Below are 25,920 nucleotides of genomic sequence, written 5' to 3' on the forward strand. Positions count from 1 at the left end.
GCTAAAGCTTTTTGAGACCCCCAGCCTAGCTGGGGGTTTTATTGCAGACAAAAAAGGATTTCACATATGTGAAATCCCCATTAACTATAGTTATAATTAAGCTTTACCAATGCAACCAAAGATTTCCATTTTTTCTTTAACACATTCTTGGATAGCTGCAGCACCTGGTGCCAATAATTTACGAGGGTCAAATCCTTTACCTTCTAAATCTTTTCCAGCTTCAATGTATTTTCTTGTTGCTTCTTGGAAATATAATTGACATTCAGTATTTACATTGATTTTAGAAACACCTAAAGTAATTGCTTTTTTAATCATATCCTCTGGAATTCCAGTTCCACCATGTAATACTAATGGTAATTTACCAGTTTCTTTTTGAATTGCATCTAATGCATCAAAATCTAAACCTTCCCAATTTTCTGGATATTTACCATGAATGTTTCCAATACCTGCTGCTAAGAAGTCAACTCCTAAGTCAGCGATCATTTTACATTCTTTTGGATCAGCTACTTCACCTTTACCAACGACACCGTCTTCTTCTCCACCAATTGATCCAACTTCTGCTTCTACAGATACACCTTTTGAGTGACATAATTCAACGATTTCTTTTGTTTTTTCAATATTTTCTTCAATTCCATAATGAGAACCATCGAACATGATTGAAGAGAAACCAGCTTCTAAAGCAGCTTTAGCTCCTTCATAGCTACCATGATCTAAATGTAAAGCTACTGGTACAGTAATTCCTAAAGAATCTACCATTGCTGATACCATTGCTGATACAGTTTTGAATCCAGTCATATATTTAGCAGCACCTTCAGATACTCCTAAGATTACTGGAGCTTTTAATTCTTCTGCAGTTAAAAGAATAGATTTTGTCCATTCTAAGTTGTTGATGTTAAATTGACCAACTGCATAATGTCCTTCTTTTGCTTTATTTAACATTTCTGTTGCTGATACTAATCCCATAAAATTTCTCCTTTTCTTTTTACTCCTATATATTACTATTATTTAATTGAAATTTCCATAGTAACACAAAGTTTTTTTGCCTATTTCCTATATTTTTACCCCATTATCTGAGTCGTAAGCGATTTCTTTTTTAGAAAATAAAGAAAATGCAGCATCAATGATGCTACATCACTAAAAAATAGATATACACGATGAATAGCAGTGGGAAACTTGTTGCTACTGGCGGGACATAACATCAACTACATTTTCTCCTTATCTATAAAAGATTGAATTATTAAACTATTTGGAGAACAATTAAAAAATCAATCTCTAAAGATAACATATTAAATCTGCGCTCATTATATCAAACAAGATTTGATACGGTTTTATTATATTACATTTTATTATTATGTCAATAATAATTTATTATAAACAAAAAAATAAAAGACCACCACCGGTGATCTTTATATTAGCTGTCTATTCTTTAACGCTTGATATAAATTATCTAGAGCCTGCACTAATAAACAGCGCGGCATCGCTAAATTAAATCTCTCAAAACCTGCTCCACCAACACCAAAAATATATCCTTCATCAAGCCATAATTTAGCTTCATTGACCATAAATGCTTCTAATTCCTCGTGCGTCATTTGCAAAGCACTAAAATCAACCCAAACAAGATATAACCCCTGAGGTTTAATCATTTTGAGCATTGGTAGTTTTTTCTTTAAAAAACCATCAAGATATTTAATATTGCCATCAAGATAAGCCACTAATTCATCAACCCACTTATCACCATGATTATAAGCTGCTTTACACGCTTCAATACCAAAAATTGTTGGTTCCACCGGAAATCCTAGTGAACTTTTAACCTTAATAAACTTTTCTTTTAATTTATGATTAAAAAATAATATATTAGACGTCTGTAAACCCGCCAGATTGAAAGTCTTACTTGGTGCTGTACAAATAATTGTAAATTCTTTAAATGAGGCATCAACATTAACAAAAGGAAGGTGCTTATTCCCCTTATAAATAAAATCTTGATGAATTTCATCACTGACTACCAGTACATTATGTTTCTTACAAATATTACCTAATTTAAATAATTCTTCTTTATTCCAAACTTTTCCTATTGGATTATACGGATTACATAAAATAAACATTTTCACATCATTATCAATAATCAACTGCTCAAACAAATCAAAATCTAGTTCGTATGTTTGACCAGTAAACATCATCGGACATTCAATTTTCTTACGTTGATTTTCATCAATAGAAAAATCAAATGGATAATACACTGGTTTATTAATGATAATAGCATCACCGGGAGCTGTAAAAGCATTAACTGCGATTTTAAGCGCTGTTACTACCCCCGTTGTTGTTACAATATTATCTGCATTTATATCTAATTGATGGCGACGCTTCATCCAATTACAAACCGCCTCATAATAATCATCGCCAGCCATTGAATACCCATACACTGCATGTTTAGCGCGTTCAATAATTGCCTCAGTAACTTCTGGCAAGGTTTCAAAATCCATATCAGCAACCCATAAAGGTAAAATATCTTTCGGTTTTCCTTCTTTTTTCCAAGTATCCCATTTAATACATTTTGTATTTCTACGTTTGACTATTTTATCAAAATCATACATTCTTACAATCTCCTTATAATCCACTTATTATCGCAATACCTGTTTATCTTTGAATTCCATCATTGAAAAGTGGCATAACGTGATTCCTAATGCCATGGATAAATTTAGTGAGTCAATTTTATCACTATGAGGGATAAATACACTTTGCCCATATTTTAAATAATCATCTGGCAGTCCGCTGCTCTCATTACCAAAAACCAATGAATGTTTATTATTTGCAGCAGTAATCTGATGAATATTTTTAGCTCCTTTTAACATCAATGGATAGACTTCACGTTCAGGGTATTTAGTTAGATATTCATCAAAACTATTAAAATATTCAAAATTAATATTAAACAAAGCCCCCATCGATGCCCTAATTACTCGTGGATCAAAAACATCGACTCCAGGACGAATAATCGCTAAATTAGTATAATTAAAACCTAACATAGTTCTAATAATCGTCCCCATATTTCCCATATCTCCGGGATTAACTAAAACAACATGATTAGCATCTTCTAAATCCATCGTATATTTCTTAATGATTGCAATAGCAAAACAATTATCTTTTTTCGCTAATTTATTAATTGTATTATCACTTTCAATTAATTCAATTTTATTTTGTTGACATAAATTCTCAATAATCTTAACACCCTTATTTTGATAAGAGTTACTTTTGAGATAAACACGCATCACCAATTCTGGTTTATTCTCTAATAATTCAATCGTTTCAAAAACCCCAAGAGTATATGTATAATCAAAATCTTTATGATATGTTTTTATTTTCATTTTATAAACCTTTCAATAAATCAATTTGCTTTTTCAAATCCTGCTGCATTGATAAAAAATGTGCTTTATCAAAATCAACACCTTGATCAATTAAATCTAAAAGATCATTATATTTATCATATGCTAATTCTAATAACGAGATTTGAATTTCTAAATCTAACTCATTATTAGCATCATTTACAATTTGATTAATATCTTTATATTTATCTTTAAATACCTGTTGCAAATCAACTGTCTTTTTCTTCTTACCAAAAAATCCCATTTCAACTACCTCCATTGTTATTTTTATAATTATAGCGTGTTTACTTAGTTTTGAAAAGTTTGTTATTTTTAAATTGAGAGATGTTTATATAACTTCCCGAAAGGAATCACTGGTGCTGGTTTGCCTGGATGCTCTCCTAACATTTTTTCCATCCAGATCATGTCATGCCATTGATTAAACTTATAGCCGCATTTAGTAAAATAAGCCACCTTTTGATAACCAAAATGTTCATGAAACACAATACTTTCTGGATTCCCAGCAGTAATACAAGCATTTAAATTAATAATATTTTGCTGTTTCGTAATTTCTTCTAATTTATGGTATAACATACTGCCAATTCCTCCACCTTTATAATCAAGGTCAATATAAATCGATGTTTCTACAGCCCACTGATATGCAGCCCGACTTTTAAATGCGGATGTATAAGCATAGCCTACTATCTTATCATCAAGCTTAGCAACAAGATACGGATACTTTTCTAAAGTTGAAACAATTCTTGCCCTAAATTCTTCTAAAGTTGGTACTTCATATTCAAATGTGATTGCTGTTGTTAGTACATAAGGTCGATATATTTCCAATAACCTTGCAGCATCATCAGCTGTTGCAACAGCAAGCCTAATTTTCGTCATTGATAATTCCTCCATTTTTCTAAGATAAACTGTATAATCATGATATAATAATACTAACTTTATCAAAGGAGAATAGCAATGGATAAAATAAAAGATTTATATCAAGATGACCTAATCTACATTTTCACTCGTTCACAATTACGTGACTTAAACACTGATTACTTGGCAATCATTAAAAATGAATGTTCTATTCAGACAATCAATAACTGCATAACAATGCACTATCAAGATGATTTCGAATCATTATTAGCTTTTTCTCTACCGACTAAAAACAGAAAAAACAAGCAGTTAATTTCTTTAAATCAATGCTATAAAATCATGGATAAAATTCATTACGGTGTTTTATCATTCACCCATGAAGGACTACCTTATAGTGTAGCTTTAAATCACATCATTATTGATAACCGTATTTTTTTTCACTGTGCTAAAAGCGGCTATAAACTAAACAGCATTGAACAGCGTGCCACTTATCTTATAGTTGAAGATCTAGGTATTAATTTAAAAGCAGGAACTCATAACCATAATTCCGTCGCTGTCTTTGGAACAGTTCATGAAGTAACTGAGTTTGAGACAAAAAAAGCTGCACTATTAGAAATAGTCAGCCATTTAGCGCCAGAACACCCATACAATGATAAGATGGTCGATACAACTAATATCATCGAATTAGAAATTGATTATATTAACGGAAAAACACATATTCGTTAATTATCAAATTCACAATAAACAAAGGTAATACTAAAATACTTCAAATCAAACAGTTCCTAGCTGTAATGCCCTTTAAGTTGTTTTAACAACAGAGCTTATTATATCTAGGAGCTTTTTAAATTCACAACTACTATTTCACTGTGTTTTGCAGTTCTCATTGCATATCCCCAGCCACCCATTCCTGAGGTCACGATCCCATGAAAATTATTATTTACTTCAATTCCATAGTTCAAATCATTAACCCTAATAAAACTAAATAAGAAATTTAAAGGAAATATTTGTCCAGCATGAGTATGACCTGATAATTGTAAATCAATTCCCAATTGTTCATTTAATTCATAATCATGTGGCTGATGATCCAATAAAATAAGCGGTTTAGAAGTATCTAAAGGTTCCGTCAAATCTTTTAAAGCTTCTCGCTTTTTTACAACATAGTCTTTACGCCCAATTAAATAAATATCATCCAATTTAGTAACATCGTCCAACAATACCTTAATCCCTATTTCTTTTAATTTCTTAACAATATTAAATTCCCTAAGTGGTGAGCCACCTTGGAAACCAATTTCATGATTTCCTTCAATATAATAAACAGGGTATTTACTAGCCAATATTTTAAATACCTGTAATGAATAATCAAATTCATCTTGGGTGGTCCCTTCATCATAGATATCACCAAGTAGAATAATCCCACTTGGAGCAATAGCTTCAGCATGTTCACTAAGCTCTGTTAAATCCGCCTTAGTGACAACTGTTCCTAAATGGATATCAGAAACTACCATTAGGCTTTTATCTACAAAAGATTTATTGATTATTACATCATACGTAGTAATAACAGTATTTTTAGCATTATAAATTCCATAAAAACTTAAAATAACACTGGCAGCCAAAGCAACCATTCCCCGTTGATAAATAAATTTAAAATAACGATTAAATCTAGTTTTATATAAAATTAAATTAATAATATCAAAGATTACAAAACAAATACATGCATTAACCAAAAAACCAAAGAAAATCAAATTATATAAACACAAGCCGATTAAAATTCCAATAATAACTGTTGTAATAATCTTTCGATATTTTGCTTTAGCAAAAACCAAATGTGTATGATAAGCAAGATATACTGTCATAACTGCTACCAAAGTCATCTCCATTAAAACAAACCAGCTCATAATAAAATCATCTCCTTAGTAAATTATATCACAAAATAATCTTAAATTATCTCACTATTGTCAATAAAAAAACTAAACTAAGATCATTTGAAATCACTTCTTTTTTCGCACACTTAAGCTTCAAAAATAGTAATACATTACAAAATCTGTTTAGTATTTTATGTTCTTATTTACTAATCAAATCAATTACTACAATCTCGCAATTTTTACTAGTTCTCATGGCAAACCCCCAAGTCCCCATTCCCGAAGAAACGATCGCATTAAAATTATCATCATGACGATAACCATAATTCATCTCATTAATTCCTAAAAGATTCCAAAGCGGTAACATCGGAAATACTTGTCCAGCATGAGTATGACCAGAGATCATCAAATCAATTCCTAGCTTTTTATTTTCCTCTAATGAGCGAGGCTGATGATCTAATAAGATCACTGGTTTATTCTGATTCATCCCGTTAATAATCTGTTCTACAGGTTTTCGCTTTTTAATCTTATAATCTTGACGTCCTACAATATTTATATCCTCAAATTCAACATATTCATCATTTAAAGTATTGACTCCTGCCAATTGCAATCGTTCTAATATGTTATGTTCTTTTAATGGGGAACTACTATAACCAACTTCATGATTTCCAATTACATAATAGACTGGATAGGATTTAGCTAACTGGGTGAATATTTTCATCGAATCATCAATTTCATCGCTACTGGTATTTTCATCATAAACATCCCCAACTAAAAAAATCATATCTGGTTTAATTTTCTCAGCTTGCGTAACAAGCTGTTTTAGATCTACTGTTTTAACAGCTGTTCCCAAGTGAATATCGGAAAGTGCCATGATCTTTTTATCCTTAAATTCCTTATTAATACTTACTTGGTAATTTGTGATTACAATATTATTTGCATTATATATCCCATAAACACTCAAGCTTAAACTACAAATAAGTACTCCAATAAGATAAACTTTTTGATATGGTCTTTTCAATTTTGTCTTAAATATAAGCAGGTAAATTAAATCCGCAATTATCAAACAAATACACAAATTGATTAAAAATCCTAAAATTATCATTTCAATACTTACACTTACAGCAACTAAAACAATAATTACTGCTGCAACAACTCTATGCTTATTTAAATATTTTTTAAAATGATATGCAATAAATATATTGATCAAGATAGCAATTACTACCATCATTACGGTTAAAATCAAAAACTATCCCTCCTTTAAGAATAAATTATACCACAGATTATATTTATGGTATAATAACTCCGAGGTGAAATTATGCATAAATTAGCGTGTCCAAAATGTCATGAATCAATCGTTCAAGAAGGAAATTCATATAAATGTGCCAATAATCATTGCTATGATCTAGCTAAAACTAAATATTTAAATTTGTTATTAAATCCTGATAAAGCTACAAATAACCCTGGTGATAGTAAAGAAAGTTTAGTTGCCCGCAAAGCATATCTAACTAAAGGATATTATGATGTCATTTTAAATTCAGTTATTGACTGTATAAAAAAATATCGTGATGATACCCCACTAGATATACTTGATCTCGGTTGCGGTGAAGGATATTATACTCGAGGATTAAAAGAAATCTTTAGCCAAGACACTATTTATGGATTAGATATATCTAAAGAAGCTATCAATATGGCCACTAAATATACTAAAGATGTTTATTGGCTTGTCGGTAATAGTAAGAACTTACCTATCGTTGATCACTCATTAGACTTTATCACAGCTCTATTTACAGTCGTAAATCAAGATGAGCTGAAACGTACTTTAAAAAAGGGTGGTTATATTATCCATGTAACTGCCAACCCAAATCATCTAATTGAAATAAAAGAATTAATATATGATGAAATCAAAGTTAAAAGTGACAAATATATTCGTTTAGATTTTGAAACAATTGAAAGCTATGATCTAGTTCATCAAGTAAAAATTGATAATCGTGAAGATGCTTTAAATTTACTAAAGATGACCCCCCATTATTACCATATAAAAAAAGAACGCCGGGGCGTTCTTGATGAATTAGAACGATTAGATATTACAATTGATATTAAAATAACAATATATCAAACAAGCATCGATTAACCGATGCTTATTTTTATTATCAGTATGATTTGAAGTCCTAGAAGTAAAGGTATTCCATACTTAAAAATATTTTTCCTAGTCTTATGATTAAATCCATACATCGCTAATATCGCTCCTAGTGAACCACCAAACAAAGCGCCTATTAATAGTATCTTCTCAGAAACTCGCCAATGATGATGAATTGCTTTATACTTATCAATTCCATATAATAATATCATCATCAAGTTAATTATAATTATATAGCTGATTAATAATTTCATCGGTCTTCTGTTATCTCCAAATAGATATCGCGATTCCCCTAACAACATATTTCAAGAGAACCTATTAAATTTTTATAGTGTTTCTTTGCATTATATTAAATCATTATTTCATCAAAATATTTCGTTATTTAATACTATTTTTATCGATAAAAAAAACGAACCATCTTAACAACATTAAAACGACTTTTTTCAAAAAGAATCCGCGCAGGAATCCTTTTTTCATCACCACAATCTAAAAAGATAATATCTAGACCCTTTTTAGTTTCTTCGTAACCGACAATCGTTACCCAGTGCCATAAATCATCTCGAATCTTACGACGTCGATGTGTTAAGATCAATAATCCTAAAGGATTACCATGCTCAATACTCTCTTTAACAATTTCACTAGCATCATAAAGTCTTGGACGTCTAAAAATACGATACTCACAATTATTTAACAATTTACTCAATCGTCTTGCATATAAAAAGACATACGGAAATCCACGCTTACCAGGTTCCATCAGCTTGAACATTTCATTCATGTAGTCTAAATACGTTGATTTATCAAATTCACGTTCTCTTTTCGTATAATAGATAAAAATATCAGTAGCACTAACACTTGCACAACCAGCTTTACGAGCCCAAGAGTCAGCAAACCAATCTTGATTACCACCCTGACCAATCAATTCTTTCTCTTTATAAATTTTTGGATAATCTAAAATCATCATGCCACCTTCTTTCCATATCTCCATTATACGTTATTATGTCCAAGTTCGTCACTAATTAGATAAGAAAAAGAACTAAAATTAAGATGACTTTAATTCTCTCGTTTAGTGCCACTGCTATCATATTTAAGATACTCCACAATATCATTACAACCTATAACCGGACTGTCGCCTTAAGTCTTACGAGCCAACACCCCCAATATAGCAGCATAATTAATAAGATATTCATCATCATAATGATGTGATAAACCGTAAAAAACGGTAAGAGAACTACGATTATCTCTAATTCTTTAATCAATAAACAATCTTTTTCTAGCATTCTTAATAAAAATGGTTTGCAACTAAAAAAGAAGATATAAAATTTTATTTAATCATGTTATCTCCTCAAGCTGAATTATATTCAGCTTATGATTCTAAATGTTTAAAAATTGAGCTAACTTACTGTCTTGGCAGTGAGCCTTATATTCATAAAATTCATTATTTACCAAAAAATTAGTTCTTGATGAAAAAATTGAAGCTGAAAATTTTTCTATTTATCGCTTTTTGCATCAAAATAATTGTAAGGTCTGTTTTGTAAAAATAAAAAAGCCCTTTGGGACAAGAGCTTTTTTTAATATCTGTATTCTATACGGGAAAACGAATACTATTATAGATATTTGGGACACGTTTATAATACCATAATATCTTATTAATAGTTTTCAAATAGTGAAAATCAATTTTCATATAATGAAAATTTTATCAAAAATTATCTAAATAGCCACCCATTTCAAAATATATAACACTATCATCAATAGATTTGAAAACAACTTTAACATATTTATCATCAAAATAACGATATATTTTAGCAATTGTTCCCGGAGCCATTTCTTGTTTATATAAAATACTTACTTCTTTAAAATAATGTTGTTCAAATATCCTTAGACCCACAGCATCAAATGCCCATTCAATATAACGACTATTATTCATATGTTGATTTACATCAACATCACTATATAAAACTTGACGTTCCATGACATAATCCAATGGCAGTTCTTTAATAATTTCATGATATTCTTCGATCGTATAATCATAAGACTTGATTTCTGGCATTATAATTCCTGCTTTATCAGGTTTAGTAATTCTTCGTTTTTCTAAATCTATTAAAGTCCATAATGAGTATACTGATGCTATTTCATCACCGTTTTCATCTTCAACCCAATAGTTACGTGTGAACTGGATTCTTTTACAGGCTGCGGCACGAGTTTTTAATCTTATTTTTTCATCTATCTTAATTGGTCTTTTTAAAATTAATGTTTCTTTAGCTAAAACAAAACCAAATCGTTCCCCTAACTCCGGCCTCCATATTCCTACTTCAACAGCATTTTTAGTTGCTAAATCTGATAACTTGGATAATAAAGATGAGATTCGATAGTTTCCTTGATAATCAGCTTCTTGACATTCAATTGTTAAATCGCAATAAGAAACAATATTCTCCATAATATCTCCTTTTTTTTATACTAAAATATAAATATCAGTATATAATAACTATATAATAAAACAAATTAAAACTATTGTATAGAGGTAATCATATGAAGAAGATCAATAAAAAGAGGGTAGCCTTTGCATCACTGGTAATAATCTGCTTAATCATAATAATCGCACTTATTATCAATTTAACTATCTTACCATTATTTAATAATTCAAACGGTGTTACAAAAAATAAGCAAGCTAAAGCAAAAAAAGAAAGCTATGATACTGTATCTCTGGTTGCTGTTGGTGATAATATTATTCATGAGCGTGTTTTTCAATATGCCAGCACTAACGGTACATATGACTTTACCCCTTGCTATAAACATATAAAAAAATATATTCAAGATGCTGATCTTGCTTTTATTAATCAAGAAACAATTTTAGGTGGTGATACCTTAAAAATTACAGGATATCCGGCTTTTAATTCACCAAGTGAATTAGCTAAAAATTTAATTGACACTGGGTTTAATATGATCAATGGTGCTACTAATCATTCTTTCGACCGTGATTTTGAAGGTGTTAAAGCGGCTTCTCAGACTTGGCGCCAATATCAAGATATTATTTATACTGGTACATACGATAGCCAAAGTGATCGTGATACAATTAGGATCATTGAAAAAAACGGTATCAAATTTGCACTTTTATCTTATACCCAAAGTCTCAATGAATATAATACTAATCCTTATAAGTTGTTAAAACAAACTGCCTATGCTGTACCCTTATTGGAGGATACAGCAGCAATCAAAGCAGATGTTCAAAAAGCCAAAGAACAAGCAGACGTAATAATCGTCTCTGCCCATTGGGGTGATGAAAATGAGGCGGAAGTAACTGCTAAACAACAAGAGTATGCTCAATTATTTGCTGATTTAGGAGTTGATTTAGTAATCGGAACTCATCCTCATATCATTCAACCTGTTACATGGGTGAATGGCCAAAGTGGGAATAAAACACTCATTGCTTACAGTTTAGGAAATTTTTTAAGTACAATGGAAACTCAAGATACACAATTAGAAGGGATGTTATCATTAAACTTTATTAAAAAAGATGCTAAAATTTTTATAGATGACATTACCTGGACACCACTAATCAATCATTTCGGTGATAATACTGTTGAAGTTTATCCTCTTGCAAAATATCCAGATGATAAATTAGCTAAACATTTTGTTTTACATGATAAACCTAACATTATTCAGCAATACAAAGCCAAAACAAGAGATGTTATTGGTGATAAAATAACTATAAAGGACTAAATCCATGAATAAAAAACGCTTAAATAAAAAGAAAGTATTATTAGTTTTTATTCCCCTTATTATTGCCGGTACTATAATCTACTGGTTCTTGCCTAGTAATTCAACCAAAACAGAAGAAAAGCAACCGAAAAAAACAGTTAATAACGATCCCCAATATTATCAAACTTCGTTAAAAGAACGTTATGAAAACTATCAAAAAACTAATCCCGATCTTTCGACAGAAGAAATAATTACCCGAGTTAACATGAATCTTGATTATCCTTTCTATGAAGTAATCATTCCTCAAAATAAGCCATTAGAATTAAATACAATCGTAAATAAATATTATAAATTAGATGATAACTTCACTCCCGACGATCTTATTTACATCAATGATACTTATGCCAATACAAGTGATCCTGCCTATAAATATCGAAAACATCAGATGCGAAAAGTTGTTTATGATGATTTTATTGCATTAAAAGAAGCATGTAAAACTAAAGGCTTTAATCTATACGTCGTTAGTGGCTATCGTTCGACAACCTGGCAAACCGAAATCTATAATCATATGGTGAATACATACAGCGTTGCTAAAGCTGACCAAACTTGTAGCCGCCCCGGTCATAGCGAACATACGACCGGTCTAGCTTGTGATATTGCACTTGATAATTACAGTTTTGAAGACGTTATAAAGCATCCCCAATATCAGTGGTTTCTTGGACAACTAGCTAACTACGGCTTTATTATTCGCTATCCAGAAAACAAAGATACACTTACCGGATATAGCTACGAATCTTGGCATCTTCGCTATTTAGGAAAAGATTTAGCTAAAAAAGTGACTGCTAGTAATTTAACATATGATGAATATTACGCACAAAATTATGCAAAATAGCCTGTTTCAGTACTCAGGCTATTATTTTTTCACTAAAATTTATGATGATTATTAAACTTTTATCAATTTTTATATAGGCTAATTCATGATTTTCTAGTATAATAGAGATATTGAAAGAAGGAGTATGACTAATGGATATTATTACAAATGTATTACCTTTTTTGGTATTTTTAGCCTTATTATGGTTTACATACACAAATATTTCTTTAGCAGTAGCAATGTATCGCGCAAAAAAAGATGATAGTACCCTATCATCATGTCTAAGCAATACTGGTAAATATTTTTACATTGGCCTAACAATTTTCTATATTGCCTTATTTGTGGGGAGCGTTGCTTTAATGGTATTAGCGCTAATCAACAATAAATTAGACGACCTATATTTACCACTAAATGTCTTAACGATCGGAACACTAGCGATTGGTTTTCTTTTACAGCAAATCATCTTAGTTGGGCACCGTCAAATGATGATCGGTAAGATCAAACTGGATTATCGTAAAATTAAACGTGTTTCATATCCAAAAGCAAAAAAATTAAGATTTGTTTATGGACAAAGAACCTATGAAACTCCACTTCGTTTTATCGATGATTTCAAACTAAAAAAAGCTTTACAAAAAGCTCGTTAAACTCTTATGGGTAGCAAAAAATGCTACCCTTTTAGTTTACAATTTAATTTGCATTGATATCCTTGCAATTCGATTATAAAATTTCTCAAAAGAATCGTTCCCTTTAAAAATATGATTAATTATCTTCCCATCCTCAACATAATACATTTCTGATGCATATGATGCAACCAAGCAATCATGAGTAACCATAACAATCGTAATACCATATTTACGATTAATCTCTGTAAAATACTCCATTAATTGCTTAGCCCTAATACTGTCTACGTTCCCTGTCGGCTCATCAGCAAAAAGAATTTTTGGCTTACATACAAGTGCACGAGCAATTGCAATTCGCTGCTGTTGACCCCCTGAACATTCAAAAGGGTATTTATCTAAAAGTTCTTCAATACCTAAACTGCTAATTATTTGCTTGATTTCTGCTTCATTGATAATATTCTTTTTATTAAGTTTTAAAGAAAATAAAATATTGTCAATTACTTTTAAAGAATCTATCAAATTATAATCTTGAAAAATAAATCCCATATATCTCTTTCTAATATTTGCTTTTTCTTTATCCGACAACCCAACTATATTCTGATCAAAGATTAATAATTTTCCTGAAGTAGCCTCATCAATTGTTGATAGAATATTTATCAATGTTGTTTTACCAGAACCTGAAGTCCCCATAATACATGCAAAAGTCCCCTTATTTACTGAAATTGAAACTCCATTTAATGCCGTTTTAGGATATGGTGTATCTAAGCCATACACTTTTTTTAAATTAGCCGCTTTAATTATTTCTTCCATTTTCTTATCCTCATTTCCTCTTGATATACAGCAACTCGATATGAAATAAACAATGGAATAATAAGCTCTAATATAAGAAATAATGCAGACAAAACTCCCATTTTATCACGATAGACAAAAGCAATATTTAAATTTGATAAATATACCAATAATAAGACCGCAATCATTTCATACATCAATGTTTTTTCTTTTTTTGTCATATATCTGATTTCTTCATAATTAAGACCTAATCGACTTAAATTACGATAATATTGCTTTTTATTAATTTGATTAATTCTAAAACGATTAATCAATGTAAAGCTTAAAACAATATTTGTTAGCACATACCCCAATTGAAATAAGATCATATACTGTAAATCATCAAGATTAGTACACATCATTGTTAATAAAATTGCAGAAGATAATACAAACATTAAAATAACTGATTTCATCTGCTGCAGATTCAAAATAAAGTTATTAAAAATTAGACTTTCTTTAGCATCAATATTCTTTAATTTAATCCACTTTTCTAATAAGTTAGGAAAACACATAATACCTAAATTATATGCTCCTATTACATATAAACCGGCTGGAAAAATCAATCCCTGATTTAAATCACTGATGTAGATAGTAAAAGTACCTATAATAAATAATACAATATAATTAACGTTAGCTACTATCGTTATTCGCCTTCTTTTCTTAAACGAGACGATTTCATCATTTTTAAGTAAATCAGGAATAACTCCGCGGATAGAATACGATATTTGCATAAAAGTCATAAAAACTAATAGAAGCAGTACCAAGGGCAAAGAATCGACATATGTTTCTAAAGCATAATAAAAGATATTTTCACTAACCCCCATATAAAGATAAGCAAGTGCCTGACATAATGGAATCAGCAAAAAACTAATTCCCACAGCAATTAAATAACTAATTAAAGTGATCACAATCAACTGAATCATCTGGAAAAATAAAATTTCTCGATCACGACACCCCATTATTTTCAATAGACCAACAATCCGTGAATTTGTTTTATTATAGTAATTACAAGAATACATTATTAATGAAATAAAAATCACTAATAAAATAATGACCATTGTCCCTTTATACATTCCATCATAAAATCGCATCACTTCGTATTCAGTAATTGCTTCATAACCATAAAACTTTGTTGTATCTTTTAAAATATTTACTAAATAGTTAATTATGGGATTATTAAAGAATTGGAGAAAAATAATACATACACATAAAGTTATTGTAATTGTAATTCCAAGATTTAAAGCTTTTTTTCGCTCTTTCCATAGCATCTGTAAAGAAATCTGCAGCATCCCAATCCCTCCTTTTTTATTAAAAAGATGCTTTAATAATATCCTTTTCTTCCTTTACTCTAAACTATTGTCTAAGCGTATAGTCAATGTTTTTAAATAAAAAACGATTAAAACCGTACACTATTTTTAGTGTACGATTTTAATCACTTCGTTTACTTAATTCTTTTTGTTCACATTCTTTTATATCATCACCAATTAACTTATGACGATAATATCTAGATTTCTTTTTGACCTCTTGGTTAATCTTTCTATAACCATATTGTTCAATCAAAGTTTTCTCACCAGAAAAAAGATTAACTCCTAAACCTAATTTGTTTCCATCTATTTTTACCCCCATTGCTGCTAAAATAGTAGGATACATATCAATAATTGAAAATTTTCGGTTTTTATTAAATTTTGTAGTAACTGCACTATTAATAAAGCAGTTGTATGGTGTCCGAACATAATCGTGATCAAGATTAGTAAAAAACTTTTCTGACATACTATTATGATCACCAGTAATAACTATAGTTGTATTTTCATACCATGGCTGGCTCTTGCACCAATTTATAAAATTATTCACTTGTTTTGATTGACAGGCAATTACGTTTGCATATTGGCTTTTATATTTATGCTGACAATCTTCACATACATACCCATCAGGTGTATGCGTATCAATCGTGACTAGCTCCATATTAAAAGGTTTACCACTTTTAGCCAATTTAGTAATATCCGCTTTAGCAAACTCAAATAACTTTTTATCTTCATAACCCCAAAAAACAAAATAATCTTTAGCAATTCTTCCTTCCTCAACTGCGGTATTGTAATCGGAAATATAATAGTTACCATGTTGTTTATAAAAATTTGATGTACACCCAAAATTACTATCAGAACCCATCATGATTTCATTTATATAACCATGCTGTTCCAAAATTTCACCAAGTGTATAAACACCACTAAAAAAATTCGATTTATCATTATATGATTTTGAATTAAATGGTACTAACAGCGGAATTCCTGCTTCTTGGCCAACCATTGAAGCAATCGTCCACTGTGTTCCCTCTAAGGTCAAACTTCCACCGATTTGGTTATGATGAGAAAAGTTAATATTTTGATTCGCTAATGCATCAAGTTCAGGCATATAAGAAACATCTTGACCACCACCCGATGTTTTTGCTAAATAAGCATTTTCGATAGATTCTAAATAGATATGAATAATATTTCGTTTACAGCTTGGAAAAGTTAACGTTACCCCTTTGGGATCAACATAATGTTCTTCATATAATTGTGTTTTTCTAAGCATATCAAAAACATATCCAAAAATTTGATAATTATACAAAGCAAAGAGCAAAGAACCAATAATTGCAAAACAACCAATTGCAAATATATGCGCTATTAAATATATATGAAATGCTGGTAAAGGTAGATTAAAAACGATTATTTCTGTGAATGCAACAATTACAAAACTCTGAGGAACTGTATGAAGAAACCAGTCAGTATAAATTCCATCATCTGTACCATCCATAGGAACTTTTAAATGAAAAATCATTTGATTTAATGTCTTCACAGAAAAAGTTCGATTTCCCCAAATAATTGAGGCTACGATCAAAACTGCAATAAATATCATCAATGATCCAATCACTTCTTTAAATGTAATTAACTGTATTATTCTTTCTATCATCACAACCATCTTTCTTCTTATTATTTCTATTTATTCTAGCATATAAATAGACCTAAAACAAAAATTTCATTCACCAAACTTTACCATATTTTTACATTTACCTTACTCTTCTTATGTGAATTTTAAATTAATAAAGTATATTTTTATTAGATAATAATAAAATGACTAATACTATATTTATTTTACAAGAGTAAGCTTAAATTCTTGATAATGCTTAGAATCGACTCCGATACAAATTGAAACATCACCTGGTTCAACAAGATATTTCATTTCATAATTCCAAATAGCAAAAGCATCTGAAGTTAAATGAATACTTATCTGTTTTGATTGATAGGCTTGAATTTTTACTTTATTAAAAGCCTTAAGTTCAATTACTCTAGAAACAACTGAAGCCTGATGATCCTTTAAATAAACTTGTATTACATCTTCACCATCATAGGTACTGTTATTGTATATTTCTAACTGCAAATCAATTCCATTTTCAAGTAAATCGGTTATTTTAATGGCTTTAGGTACCTTGATATCTCGATAAATAAATTGTGAATAACTTAAGCCATAACCAAAAGGTAACAGCGCTTCACCGGGCATGTCAACATAATCTTTTTGTGCTCCATTATGTTTATGATTGTAATAACAAGGTAATTGTCCTACATGTTGCGGTATAGAAACACTTAAATGCCCACTTGGATTATAATCTCCAAACAAGACATCAGCAATTCCCTCACCGCCTCTACTACCAGGATAAAAACTTGCTAAAACTGCTTGAGAATGCTTTAGAACCGTATTTATGACGTGTGGCCTGCCTTGAATCAATACTGTTACTATGTGTGGATTCACTTCTTTCAAAGCTAATAAAAGCTCGTTTTGATAACCTTCTAGTTCTAATGAAGCTAAATCAATGTTTTCCCCACAATTCATTTGGTTTTCTTGATTTGCTTTTACCGCACCATTGTTTTCAAAGGTATCTTGATATAATCTTGTGCTATTACCGCCTAATACTAAAATAACAATGTCCGCCGCTTTAGCTGCCACGAGTGCGGGCTCAATATCGAATTTTCTTCCCCGTATTGAACATCCCTGTACATAGATAGGGGAAATTTCTGTTTTTTGGCAAATACCATCGTACACTGTAACAATATCACTTTTGTTTTGATAAGCAGTATAGTCTCCAAGTTGATTTAAGTAGTGGTTAGCATTTGGACCAATAACAGCAATTTTTTGTTTTGAGGATAATGGAAGAAGTGAATCATTATTTTTCAATAATACTTGACATTCCCGAGCGGCCTGAAGTAATAAATCTGATGCTTCTGGTAATGAATAAGTATTTAGTTCTTCCCATAATCCTAATTCTTCTTTTAATCTCAATACCCTTAATACTGCTTGATCAAGTTCCTCTTCAGTTAAATAACCTTGTTTTATTGCTTCATCTAATCGTAAATAAACATTATCCCATAAACTCAGATCTACTCCCGCTTTAAGTGCTAAACTGCCAACTTTTAAGATATCATCATCCAACAACAATAATCTATCTAAAGCACATCCGTCAGCCATAACAATACCAGAAAAATCATATTCTTTTCTAAGGGTTTCAAAAAGCAATGCTTTATTAATATGACAAGGAATTCCATCTATTTCATTATATGCAGCCATAACTGCCTTAGCGCCAGCATCAATCGCTGCTTTAACTGGTGGTAAATGAATTTCTCGCAACTCCCGAGGTCCAATTAATGCAGCATCTGAATTATGTCCACCTACACAACCCCCTTGCGCACATAAATGTTTGACAACTACAGCTACACCGTTCTTTTCTTTTTGGAATCCATGTACTGCTGCACTTGTCATACAGCTTGTTAAGTAAGCATCCTCACTAAAACATTCCTCACTACGGCCCCATCTAGGATCTCTTAAAACATCAAATCCCGTAAATAATGCCAAATTTCCACCTTTGGCAGCAAGTTCCTGGCTCACATTATGCGTAATTCTTTCCATCAAATCAGGATTCCAAGTCATCCCCATTGCTAAATTAGTTGGGAATACCGGTGCCCCTAATGCCATATGTCCGTGCACACATTCTTCGCTAATTAATGCTGGGATTTCAAAACGTGAATGTTTTTTTATATATTCTTGAATCATTGTAATGACAATTTTACTATCTTCACGACTAATTCCATTTTCTCTATTGATCTGAGACCAGGCATCAGCACGTAAAATGCCATAAATTGCTCCAACGCCACCATATTCCTTAACATGTTCTTTAAATAAGTCTGTTAATTCATATTTTCCATTAACTTTTTGATAACATTGCCATCCATATAAATGTTGATTTAATTGACCAACTTTCTCTTTCAACGTCATCTCTTTTACAATTTTTTCAATCATCTCTATTTTCTCATTTCTTATAAATATTTTTTATTATATAAGTATTGATTCATTAATTCTCTTAATAAATATTCTATTGCTAAATGGATATGCAAACGTGAATCAATATCATATCCTTCATCCTTAGTTACAGAAACATTCATCACATAATTTGACAGTTTCGTCATTGGGGAATTTCTCGTTTCTGTAACCAATAATATTTTACAACCACTAAGTTTGGCATTTTTCATTACATCGATAATTGCCTCAGTAGCACCACCTCTTGATAGCACAATTACAAAGTCATCCTGAGTCAAATTATTAGCTTCTAAGTATAAAAACCAGTGATCATCAGGATAAATCGTTCTAATTCCATATAAACTCAACTTCACTGCTAATATCTTTGCAACATATTTGTTCATTCCTGAAGAACAGATTAAAACACTTTTAGCTTTAACAATATCCTTAATGACATCATCAATATCTAGATTGCGTAACATCTCAATCGTATCTTTAATTTCTTTTTCCAAGGAATCACATGTACTCTCAACTGGAGATTGATACTCATATTCGTCTCGACGATGATATAAAAGATCATATCTAAAGTCCATAAATGTTTTATAATCCAATTTCTTTACCATCCTAAAAATAGTCGTTGTAGATACATTTAATGTTTCTGCTAAAGAAGAAATCGTCAAACTTGGTTCTAAATCCCGAAACGTTAATAATTTATTAAAACATTCAATTTCTAATTCTGTTAAATTATTTCCATATTTTTGAAAATTCTTAATTAAACTCATATGCATTACCCTTCCTATATGAAAATAGAGTAGAAAAAATCTACTCTATTATAACAGTAACGAAAGTATTTGACACAATATTTTTGATGATTACCTTTCCATTTTGATTTTCAACTTCTGTTTGTTTATTTTCTTGAACATCACATAAATAACATCGTTTATTAATAGGAATGAAAAGCTCAACATCTGCGACATCTACTTCACGATTATTTAAAATCCGGAAGATAGAAGCTTCACTATTTTCAGCTTTTTTCAAAGCCATAAATTCCACTCGTTCATCCAACGTAATCGCACTATAAGACCAATCAAGTTTTAAATTTTCACGTCTACTTATATCATTAAGATAGCGTGTTTGAACTGGTGTATTTATTACTTCTGCTGTTTGAATCATCTTACTCATCTGTTCTTTCGTTCCAAAAAACAATGAATATTCACTTGTTATAGTTTGATTTAATAATTGTGAAGATGGTGCATCCATACGATATCCTGAAGAACGTCCAGGTCTAATCAATAGATCCGCTTTACCAAATTTTCCTACACTTCTTAATAAGGTTAAACAAATTTTTTGATTATTTTCAATTTCATATTCCAATGGTCCTTTACTTAATACTGCCATAATTGATTTTTGATGATCTAGTTTAACAAAACGCTGCATTGCATATATTGGCAGAACATACTCAGTGGCACCATCTTTTAAACTCTTTTGATTTTTTATTACGTTTTGACGGATAATTGTTCCAAATTGATCTTGACTACAGTTTTCTGCTGCTTTATAAATATCTTCAAAACATACTCTTACGATATGATCACATGAATGATTATTAATTTTAGTTACGAAATCTATTGTTTGACTGTTTGCCTTCAAAGAGACATCGCTACATATTTTAAGGGGTTTTAATGCTTGTACACGATGGTGATCAACTACTTTTTCAGGAACTTGAATTTGATATTCAAGCCGATACTTTACTTCAATAGAAGATGATTCAATACAAGTAATCATTGGATGAATATCATTAATTCTTATTTCTGTATCATCTATACATGGAGAATAATTATATTCATCACCATCATCCCCCTTTTCGACAAAAGTATTTAACTGATGATATGTTTCCTGAGTCTGTTTATTCGTAACAGAAAGCGTTCCATCTTCTTGAATGTGCATCACTAAATACTTATTTTCAGCACCATTTTTTAAAATGACAACATCTCCTTCTGGTCTTTTTGAAGTTCTTTCATGGAAACACACTTTTAAAACTTCATAGCCCATTGGTGGTAAGAAAGATGCCGCAATCTTAATTTGTACTTTAAATTTTGTTCCTTCTAAAACTTCTCCTGCATCATGAAAATTTTCCATTCCATTATAATATTCAATATCATGGCTAGTTGCTTTAACTTCATTCATTATTTCATAAGGGACGATTGTTCCATCTTGACGTTTTAACACAAAGTTCTTATCTTTAACAATCATGCTTGTAAAAGCATAATCATTACGCTGATAAGGAAGAGTATTAAATAGAACTAAGATGTCCTCATTTTCCTTTAGTACACTCAAATCCACTGATTCTGCCAAATAACGGAAATTCATCCAGATTAGCTCATTTAAACCATGTCTTAAATTTAATAAACGATTTTCTACAGTATGGTTAATACTATCTGGTGAAGAACCATAGATAGAATCATGAAATTGATTCTTAAAAATAATCTTCCAAAAATAATTAATTAATTCTTGATCACAATAGCCTCCTTGAAAACGCGAGATACTAATCATTGGTTCAATTACTTTTGCCATCATTGTTTCATAATGACGCATTGCATTTTTTATATCAATTCTAGTTGAGGTGATACCAGCGTGAATTCGACCTAGTGCAGCACTTCTTGCTTCACCTTGATAAATTTTTAATTGATGATGATTTTTCTTTGCTGCATTAAGCAGTGTATCAAGATAATCCTCAGGGTTATTCATAATACAGTCATAACCATCTTTTTGCAATTGTTCAATTGTCTTTGAAGAATGTTTCCGTGGAAAAGCATAGTCACTCCCCAGCATAAATAAAACTTCTTGATCTTGATAACGAGCTTCTAATTTAGGAATAAAATCTGTCATATCTTTTTTTACTTCTTCATAATCCTCTGGAAATCCTCGGTAATGCCCATATCCCAAAGCAAAATGAACAGTTGGCAGCGATGCATCACCATTTCCTTGCCACATAAATAATGAATCATCTAAAACATCATAATCAAAACCACGCCAAGCAAATATCCCTTTCATACCAATTTCTTTAAATAGATAAGGAGTTATCTTATTTTGCCCAAATGCATCCGGGACCCAGCCAACATTCATACAATGACCTAATCCCGCAGCATATTTAGAACCAACTAATAAGTTTCTTAACAGCGCCTCACCCGAGGGAATAATCATATCTGGTTGAACATACCATGGTCCAATAAATAATTTTCGATTCTTTACTAATTGCGAAATCCTATCTTTTTGAAATGGTTTAATCGCTAAATAATCTTCTAACGCTGCTGTTTGTCCATCAAATGTAAAATATTTCATTTGTGGATCATTCTCTAACATTTCAATCAGTCGATCATAAAAATAGACTAATTTAATTCTTGATGAATCCGTTGAACGTAACCACTCTCTATCCCAATGAACATGGGGAATAAAATGTATCTTACTCAACGGCAGCACCTTCATTCTGTGCTTCTAAAGTATTTTGCTTGATTTGTAATTTTACAAACGGATAATATAAAACTAAATCTAAAATAAATAATACTATACATAAAATAACTGGACTCAATGTAAATGCCCCCAATACCCAAGCATTAACAAAGATTGGTTCCACCCCAGAATTCAATACAACCAAATGGTTAACTAATCCCCATGATGTTGCAAAATATCCAATAATTGCATTAATAACTGGTACAAATACAAATGGAATAAACATAATTGGATTTAATACAATCGGTAATCCGAATGTTACAGGTTCATTAATCCCAAATAAACCAGGAATAATTGAAACCTTTCCAATCGATCTCTCAGCAGAACCTTTTTTCCCTAATACTAATAATAATACAACTAATGCTAGAGTAGAGCCAGAACCACCAATCATTGCATAGACATTACATAAAGTATTTGGTGCTACTTGTGTAATTTTATCAAAAGAACCTGTTTCAACAAAAATTTGAATATGTTCATAGAAAATTGGCATCCACAATACAGAAATTAATCCCCACATAATTGAAAAACCATGAACTCCAAAGAACCATAATAATTGCATAATTATAATTACTAAAATAACTGCTGGTAAACCTGTACCAATCCCATTTAGTGGAGTAATAATAAATTGAGTAATCAATTGTTGGATTGAATCAAATCCTGCTAAAACAACAATTTCCTTTATCACTGAAAATACAGTAATGATAACAAAGAATGGAATAATTGATAAGAATGAACTTAATACCATTGGCGGTACTTGTCCGGGTAATTTAATTGTAAATTTTGAATTAACTAGTTTATAGTACATATATGATGAAGCCAATCCAATAATCATTCCCGCAAACATTCCTTCATAATTAAAGAAGTTGATTTGAAAAGCTGTAATTGTACTATCACCTACATTAATAGCATTAGGAATAGTTGCTATATAAGCAATCAAAGAAACAATACAAGCAACTAATGGAACACATTTATCTCCTTTATTTAGCCCTTTTAATTGATTAGCATAATTGTATGAAGAAGCAATAACAACAACTAATCCAGTTAAACCCATAGCCACAGTATTAATATTTGTAAAGGCATTGATAATACTTCCTAAAATACCATCCAATGGGATTCCCCATTCTCCAAACCAATAATTTGCCTGCTGACTTACTAGACCTGCCAACGAACCTACCACGGTAAAAGGACTTGTAAGAATACAAGCATCTTTAATTGCATTAAGCAATTTGTTTGATGTAATTTTATTAGAAAATGGCATTAAATACTTTTCTAATAATGACATAATTAATTTCATTTTATTTCCTCCCTCTTTCATATAAAAGTATATACAAAGCGCTTCCATAAGAGAATTACAGAACTTGTAAAATTTTTCCTAATCAAAAAACAAAAAAAGAAGATCGAAATCTTCTTATCATTTTTCTATTTTATCATAGATATTATTTATTCAAAATAAGTTTTGATTACAAGCTCCGCAAATAAAGAATCAGCCCAGCAGAACCATGGTCTTGTAAACTGAGTATCATCATTTACATCAAAACTTTCATGACAATATCCAGTACCTCCGGTATTATCAATAATAGTCTGGATCAAAGCTTCTCTTTCATGCTGTAATAAACTTGTTAATCCTTGCATAGATAGCGCAATCGGCCATATATATTCAGACCAGGTATGTGGCGATCCAATTCCCTTTGCCCTGTTCCCCTCAAAATAATATGGATTCTCTTTACTTAAAATAAACGCTCGTGTATTTTTGTAAATTTCATCATTAGCATCCGCAAATCCTAAATATGGAATTGACAATAAACTTGGTACATTGGCATCATCCATTAATACATGATTCCCATAACCGTCTGTTTCATAGGCATATATTTTCCCATATTTAGGGTGTCTAACAATACCGAATAATTCAATACCATAATCAATTTGAAATTTCAAATCAACAATTCGCTCTTGAAGATATTCATCCTGATACACTAATTCCACAATTTCCTTGAGATATCCCAGAACAACACTGCAAAACATATTGCCAGGAATATTATAATTAAAAGTACATGCATCATCACTTGGCCTAAATGCGCTCCAAATCATTCCGGTATAACGTGTTTCAAAACCACGTCCTTTATTTTGGAGGGTTTCGGTTTTTCTTAAATTCCATTTTTTTGCTTCTTCTCGTTCAAACGTATATGATGAATTTTGACTATGATTTTGTTCACATTCAAAAACATTTAAAAGAGTTCTAATAAAATGTAAATACTGTTGATTAAAAATACTTTTATCACCAGTTTCTTTATAATATTGATAACTTAATTTTACCGGATAACATAATGAATCCAATTCATACTTTCGCTCCCAGACATACGGTTTCATAATAGTCGTATCATGATATTCCCTTTCAACATCTTCTGTATTTAAAAATGCATTTGCATAAGGATCCCACAAAACATATTCAACTTGAGCTTTAATTAATCCTTTGATTATTGACTGTAATTCACTATCATTATGAATATATTTTAAATAATGATTAACTTGACAGCTTGAATCACGTAACCACATTGCATTAATATCTCCGGTAATAATATAAGTCTTATCACCTTCTCGTTTAACACTTGTTTCTAGCGTAGACAAAAAGCACCGTTTAAACATTTCGCGTAACTTTTCATCTTTCAATACTGTATCAGCTTGTTCCAATAATTCCTTAATCGTCATAATGCTTTCCTCCTGTTTCAATCATAGCTATCTTTCCTTAAATTGTCTATTCCCAATACTGTATATTTTTTACAAGATTAAGCAAATAAAAACCACGCCTAAAAGACGTGGTTTTCTCTGAGGCTATAAGCCTATGTTG

At 30.8% G+C, this 25,920-nt stretch carries 23 protein-coding genes; 5 read left to right on the top strand and 18 right to left on the bottom strand.

Translation table 11 applies throughout. The annotated features are described in order from the left end of the window. Nucleotides 1-96: 96 nt before the first annotated feature. The 5 genes from fba to KTF99_RS14990 all read right to left on the bottom strand — a co-directional run bounded on the left by fba (nucleotide 97) and on the right by KTF99_RS14990 (nucleotide 4,250). On the bottom strand, nucleotides 97-963 hold the full coding sequence (gene fba / locus KTF99_RS14970) for a class II fructose-1,6-bisphosphate aldolase (RefSeq protein ID WP_003534921.1): 867 nt from the start codon (nucleotides 961-963) through the stop codon (nucleotides 97-99). Between the two features lie 443 nt (nucleotides 964-1,406). Beyond that, complete coding sequence (locus KTF99_RS14975; RefSeq protein WP_008792359.1) at nucleotides 1,407-2,591, bottom strand: MalY/PatB family protein; 1,185 nt, start codon at nucleotides 2,589-2,591, stop codon at nucleotides 1,407-1,409. A gap of 27 nt (nucleotides 2,592-2,618) precedes the next feature. After that, the gene (locus tag KTF99_RS14980; protein ID WP_003534927.1) at nucleotides 2,619-3,359 is read right to left on the bottom strand and encodes a TrmH family RNA methyltransferase; all 741 of its coding nucleotides are present in this window, start codon (nucleotides 3,357-3,359) and stop codon (nucleotides 2,619-2,621) included. 1 nt (nucleotide 3,360) lies between these two features. Continuing rightward, nucleotides 3,361-3,621, bottom strand: coding sequence for a hypothetical protein (locus KTF99_RS14985; RefSeq protein WP_029481874.1), 261 nt, complete (start codon nucleotides 3,619-3,621; stop codon nucleotides 3,361-3,363). Between the two features lie 68 nt (nucleotides 3,622-3,689). Beyond that, the gene (locus KTF99_RS14990; protein WP_008792361.1) at nucleotides 3,690-4,250 is read right to left on the bottom strand and encodes a GNAT family N-acetyltransferase; all 561 of its coding nucleotides are present in this window, start codon (nucleotides 4,248-4,250) and stop codon (nucleotides 3,690-3,692) included. A 78-nt stretch (nucleotides 4,251-4,328) separates the two neighbouring features. Here KTF99_RS14990 and KTF99_RS14995 point away from each other — a divergent pair, with 78 nt between their 5' ends. Next, nucleotides 4,329-4,955 (top strand): pyridoxamine 5'-phosphate oxidase family protein, encoded by a 627-nt coding sequence (locus KTF99_RS14995; protein WP_008792362.1) that lies wholly within the window; start codon nucleotides 4,329-4,331, stop codon nucleotides 4,953-4,955. A 104-nt stretch (nucleotides 4,956-5,059) separates the two neighbouring features. On the opposite strand, the gene KTF99_RS15000 is transcribed toward KTF99_RS14995, so the two are convergent. Then, nucleotides 5,060-6,124 carry a metallophosphoesterase gene (locus tag KTF99_RS15000; protein ID WP_003534937.1) on the bottom strand — a complete coding sequence of 355 codons (1,065 nt, stop codon included), beginning with the start codon at nucleotides 6,122-6,124 and terminating at the stop codon, nucleotides 5,060-5,062. Between the two features lie 166 nt (nucleotides 6,125-6,290). Continuing rightward, a complete protein-coding gene (locus tag KTF99_RS15005; protein ID WP_029481876.1) occupies nucleotides 6,291-7,334 on the bottom strand; it encodes a metallophosphoesterase in 1,044 nt (347 codons plus the stop codon). Between the two features lie 72 nt (nucleotides 7,335-7,406). Here KTF99_RS15005 and KTF99_RS15010 point away from each other — a divergent pair, with 72 nt between their 5' ends. After that, entirely contained in the window at nucleotides 7,407-8,222 is an 816-nt protein-coding gene (locus tag KTF99_RS15010) for a methyltransferase domain-containing protein (RefSeq protein ID WP_008792365.1), read from the top strand. Here KTF99_RS15010 and KTF99_RS15015 read toward each other — a convergent pair. The 3 genes from KTF99_RS15015 to KTF99_RS15025 all read right to left on the bottom strand — a co-directional run bounded on the left by KTF99_RS15015 (nucleotide 8,219) and on the right by KTF99_RS15025 (nucleotide 10,662). Beyond that, a complete protein-coding gene (locus tag KTF99_RS15015) occupies nucleotides 8,219-8,482 on the bottom strand; it encodes a DUF1294 domain-containing protein (RefSeq protein ID WP_008792366.1) in 264 nt (87 codons plus the stop codon). The two genes, KTF99_RS15010 and KTF99_RS15015, sit on opposite strands and share 4 nt — an antisense overlap. 140 nt (nucleotides 8,483-8,622) lie before the next feature. Continuing rightward, the gene (locus KTF99_RS15020) at nucleotides 8,623-9,213 is read right to left on the bottom strand and encodes a hypothetical protein (protein WP_003534947.1); all 591 of its coding nucleotides are present in this window, start codon (nucleotides 9,211-9,213) and stop codon (nucleotides 8,623-8,625) included. Between the two features lie 711 nt (nucleotides 9,214-9,924). Beyond that, complete coding sequence (locus tag KTF99_RS15025) at nucleotides 9,925-10,662, bottom strand: acyl-[acyl-carrier-protein] thioesterase (RefSeq protein ID WP_003534950.1); 738 nt, start codon at nucleotides 10,660-10,662, stop codon at nucleotides 9,925-9,927. Between the two features lie 92 nt (nucleotides 10,663-10,754). Between KTF99_RS15025 and KTF99_RS15030 the strand changes: the two genes are divergently transcribed. The 3 genes from KTF99_RS15030 (at nucleotide 10,755) to KTF99_RS15040 (ending at nucleotide 13,439) form a co-directional block, all read left to right on the top strand. Next, nucleotides 10,755-11,945: a CapA family protein gene (locus KTF99_RS15030; protein ID WP_008792369.1), complete on the top strand. Its 1,191-nt coding sequence runs from the start codon at nucleotides 10,755-10,757 to the stop codon at nucleotides 11,943-11,945. A 4-nt stretch (nucleotides 11,946-11,949) separates the two neighbouring features. Then, complete coding sequence (locus KTF99_RS15035) at nucleotides 11,950-12,816, top strand: M15 family metallopeptidase (RefSeq protein ID WP_003534954.1); 867 nt, start codon at nucleotides 11,950-11,952, stop codon at nucleotides 12,814-12,816. Between the two features lie 131 nt (nucleotides 12,817-12,947). Further along, nucleotides 12,948-13,439 carry a hypothetical protein gene (locus tag KTF99_RS15040; RefSeq protein WP_003534957.1) on the top strand — a complete coding sequence of 164 codons (492 nt, stop codon included), beginning with the start codon at nucleotides 12,948-12,950 and terminating at the stop codon, nucleotides 13,437-13,439. 36 nt (nucleotides 13,440-13,475) lie between these two features. On the opposite strand, the gene KTF99_RS15045 is transcribed toward KTF99_RS15040, so the two are convergent. The 8 genes from KTF99_RS15045 to KTF99_RS15080 form a co-directional block, all read right to left on the bottom strand. After that, nucleotides 13,476-14,225: an ABC transporter ATP-binding protein gene (locus KTF99_RS15045; protein ID WP_009299419.1), complete on the bottom strand. Its 750-nt coding sequence runs from the start codon at nucleotides 14,223-14,225 to the stop codon at nucleotides 13,476-13,478. Next, a complete protein-coding gene (locus tag KTF99_RS15050) occupies nucleotides 14,213-15,532 on the bottom strand; it encodes an FtsX-like permease family protein (RefSeq protein ID WP_217215627.1) in 1,320 nt (439 codons plus the stop codon). The genes KTF99_RS15045 and KTF99_RS15050 overlap by 13 nt, the downstream gene beginning before the upstream one ends. A gap of 139 nt (nucleotides 15,533-15,671) precedes the next feature. Beyond that, nucleotides 15,672-17,192, bottom strand: coding sequence for an LTA synthase family protein (locus KTF99_RS15055; RefSeq protein ID WP_226910308.1), 1,521 nt, complete (start codon nucleotides 17,190-17,192; stop codon nucleotides 15,672-15,674). A 177-nt stretch (nucleotides 17,193-17,369) separates the two neighbouring features. Beyond that, nucleotides 17,370-19,571: a glycoside hydrolase family 3 N-terminal domain-containing protein gene (locus KTF99_RS15060; RefSeq protein WP_003534962.1), complete on the bottom strand. Its 2,202-nt coding sequence runs from the start codon at nucleotides 19,569-19,571 to the stop codon at nucleotides 17,370-17,372. 17 nt (nucleotides 19,572-19,588) lie between these two features. Then, nucleotides 19,589-20,350 carry a MurR/RpiR family transcriptional regulator gene (locus KTF99_RS15065; RefSeq protein WP_034559684.1) on the bottom strand — a complete coding sequence of 254 codons (762 nt, stop codon included), beginning with the start codon at nucleotides 20,348-20,350 and terminating at the stop codon, nucleotides 19,589-19,591. A gap of 40 nt (nucleotides 20,351-20,390) precedes the next feature. Continuing rightward, nucleotides 20,391-23,045 (bottom strand): glycoside hydrolase family 38 C-terminal domain-containing protein, encoded by a 2,655-nt coding sequence (locus tag KTF99_RS15070; RefSeq protein WP_226817393.1) that lies wholly within the window; start codon nucleotides 23,043-23,045, stop codon nucleotides 20,391-20,393. Further along, on the bottom strand, nucleotides 23,029-24,369 hold the full coding sequence (locus tag KTF99_RS15075; RefSeq protein WP_009299413.1) for a PTS sugar transporter subunit IIC: 1,341 nt from the start codon (nucleotides 24,367-24,369) through the stop codon (nucleotides 23,029-23,031). Before KTF99_RS15075 ends, KTF99_RS15070 begins: the two co-directional genes overlap by 17 nt. 146 nt (nucleotides 24,370-24,515) lie before the next feature. After that, on the bottom strand, nucleotides 24,516-25,781 hold the full coding sequence (locus KTF99_RS15080; RefSeq protein WP_008792377.1) for a glycoside hydrolase family 125 protein: 1,266 nt from the start codon (nucleotides 25,779-25,781) through the stop codon (nucleotides 24,516-24,518). Nucleotides 25,782-25,920: the final 139 nt, after the last annotated feature.

It is taken from the genome of Erysipelatoclostridium sp. MSK.7.34 (assembly GCF_019041935.1).
In the GTDB taxonomy this organism is placed as follows: Bacteria; Bacillota_I; Bacilli_A; order Erysipelotrichales; family Coprobacillaceae; genus Thomasclavelia; species Thomasclavelia ramosa.

Coding starts and splice junctions, on each gene's coding strand:
- KTF99_RS15010 (WP_008792365.1), top strand. CDS start 7,407: ATGCATAAATTAGCGTGTCCAAAATGTCATGAATCAATCGTTCAAGAA.
- KTF99_RS15040 (WP_003534957.1), top strand. CDS start 12,948: ATGGATATTATTACAAATGTATTACCTTTTTTGGTATTTTTAGCCTTA.
- KTF99_RS14995 (WP_008792362.1), top strand. CDS start 4,329: ATGGATAAAATAAAAGATTTATATCAAGATGACCTAATCTACATTTTC.
- KTF99_RS15045 (WP_009299419.1), bottom strand. CDS start 14,225: ATGGAAGAAATAATTAAAGCGGCTAATTTAAAAAAAGTGTATGGCTTA.
- KTF99_RS15000 (WP_003534937.1), bottom strand. CDS start 6,124: ATGAGCTGGTTTGTTTTAATGGAGATGACTTTGGTAGCAGTTATGACA.
- KTF99_RS15080 (WP_008792377.1), bottom strand. CDS start 25,781: ATGACGATTAAGGAATTATTGGAACAAGCTGATACAGTATTGAAAGAT.
- KTF99_RS15035 (WP_003534954.1), top strand. CDS start 11,950: ATGAATAAAAAACGCTTAAATAAAAAGAAAGTATTATTAGTTTTTATT.
- KTF99_RS15060 (WP_003534962.1), bottom strand. CDS start 19,571: ATGATTGAAAAAATTGTAAAAGAGATGACGTTGAAAGAGAAAGTTGGT.
- KTF99_RS14985 (WP_029481874.1), bottom strand. CDS start 3,621: ATGGGATTTTTTGGTAAGAAGAAAAAGACAGTTGATTTGCAACAGGTA.
- KTF99_RS15015 (WP_008792366.1), bottom strand. CDS start 8,482: ATGAAATTATTAATCAGCTATATAATTATAATTAACTTGATGATGATA.
- KTF99_RS15050 (WP_217215627.1), bottom strand. CDS start 15,532: ATGCTGCAGATTTCTTTACAGATGCTATGGAAAGAGCGAAAAAAAGCT.
- KTF99_RS15065 (WP_034559684.1), bottom strand. CDS start 20,350: ATGAGTTTAATTAAGAATTTTCAAAAATATGGAAATAATTTAACAGAA.
- fba (WP_003534921.1), bottom strand. CDS start 963: ATGGGATTAGTATCAGCAACAGAAATGTTAAATAAAGCAAAAGAAGGA.
- KTF99_RS15025 (WP_003534950.1), bottom strand. CDS start 10,662: ATGGAGAATATTGTTTCTTATTGCGATTTAACAATTGAATGTCAAGAA.
- KTF99_RS15075 (WP_009299413.1), bottom strand. CDS start 24,369: ATGAAATTAATTATGTCATTATTAGAAAAGTATTTAATGCCATTTTCT.
- KTF99_RS14990 (WP_008792361.1), bottom strand. CDS start 4,250: ATGACGAAAATTAGGCTTGCTGTTGCAACAGCTGATGATGCTGCAAGG.
- KTF99_RS14980 (WP_003534927.1), bottom strand. CDS start 3,359: ATGAAAATAAAAACATATCATAAAGATTTTGATTATACATATACTCTT.
- KTF99_RS15055 (WP_226910308.1), bottom strand. CDS start 17,192: ATGATAGAAAGAATAATACAGTTAATTACATTTAAAGAAGTGATTGGA.
- KTF99_RS15020 (WP_003534947.1), bottom strand. CDS start 9,213: ATGGAGATATGGAAAGAAGGTGGCATGATGATTTTAGATTATCCAAAA.
- KTF99_RS14975 (WP_008792359.1), bottom strand. CDS start 2,591: ATGTATGATTTTGATAAAATAGTCAAACGTAGAAATACAAAATGTATT.
- KTF99_RS15030 (WP_008792369.1), top strand. CDS start 10,755: ATGAAGAAGATCAATAAAAAGAGGGTAGCCTTTGCATCACTGGTAATA.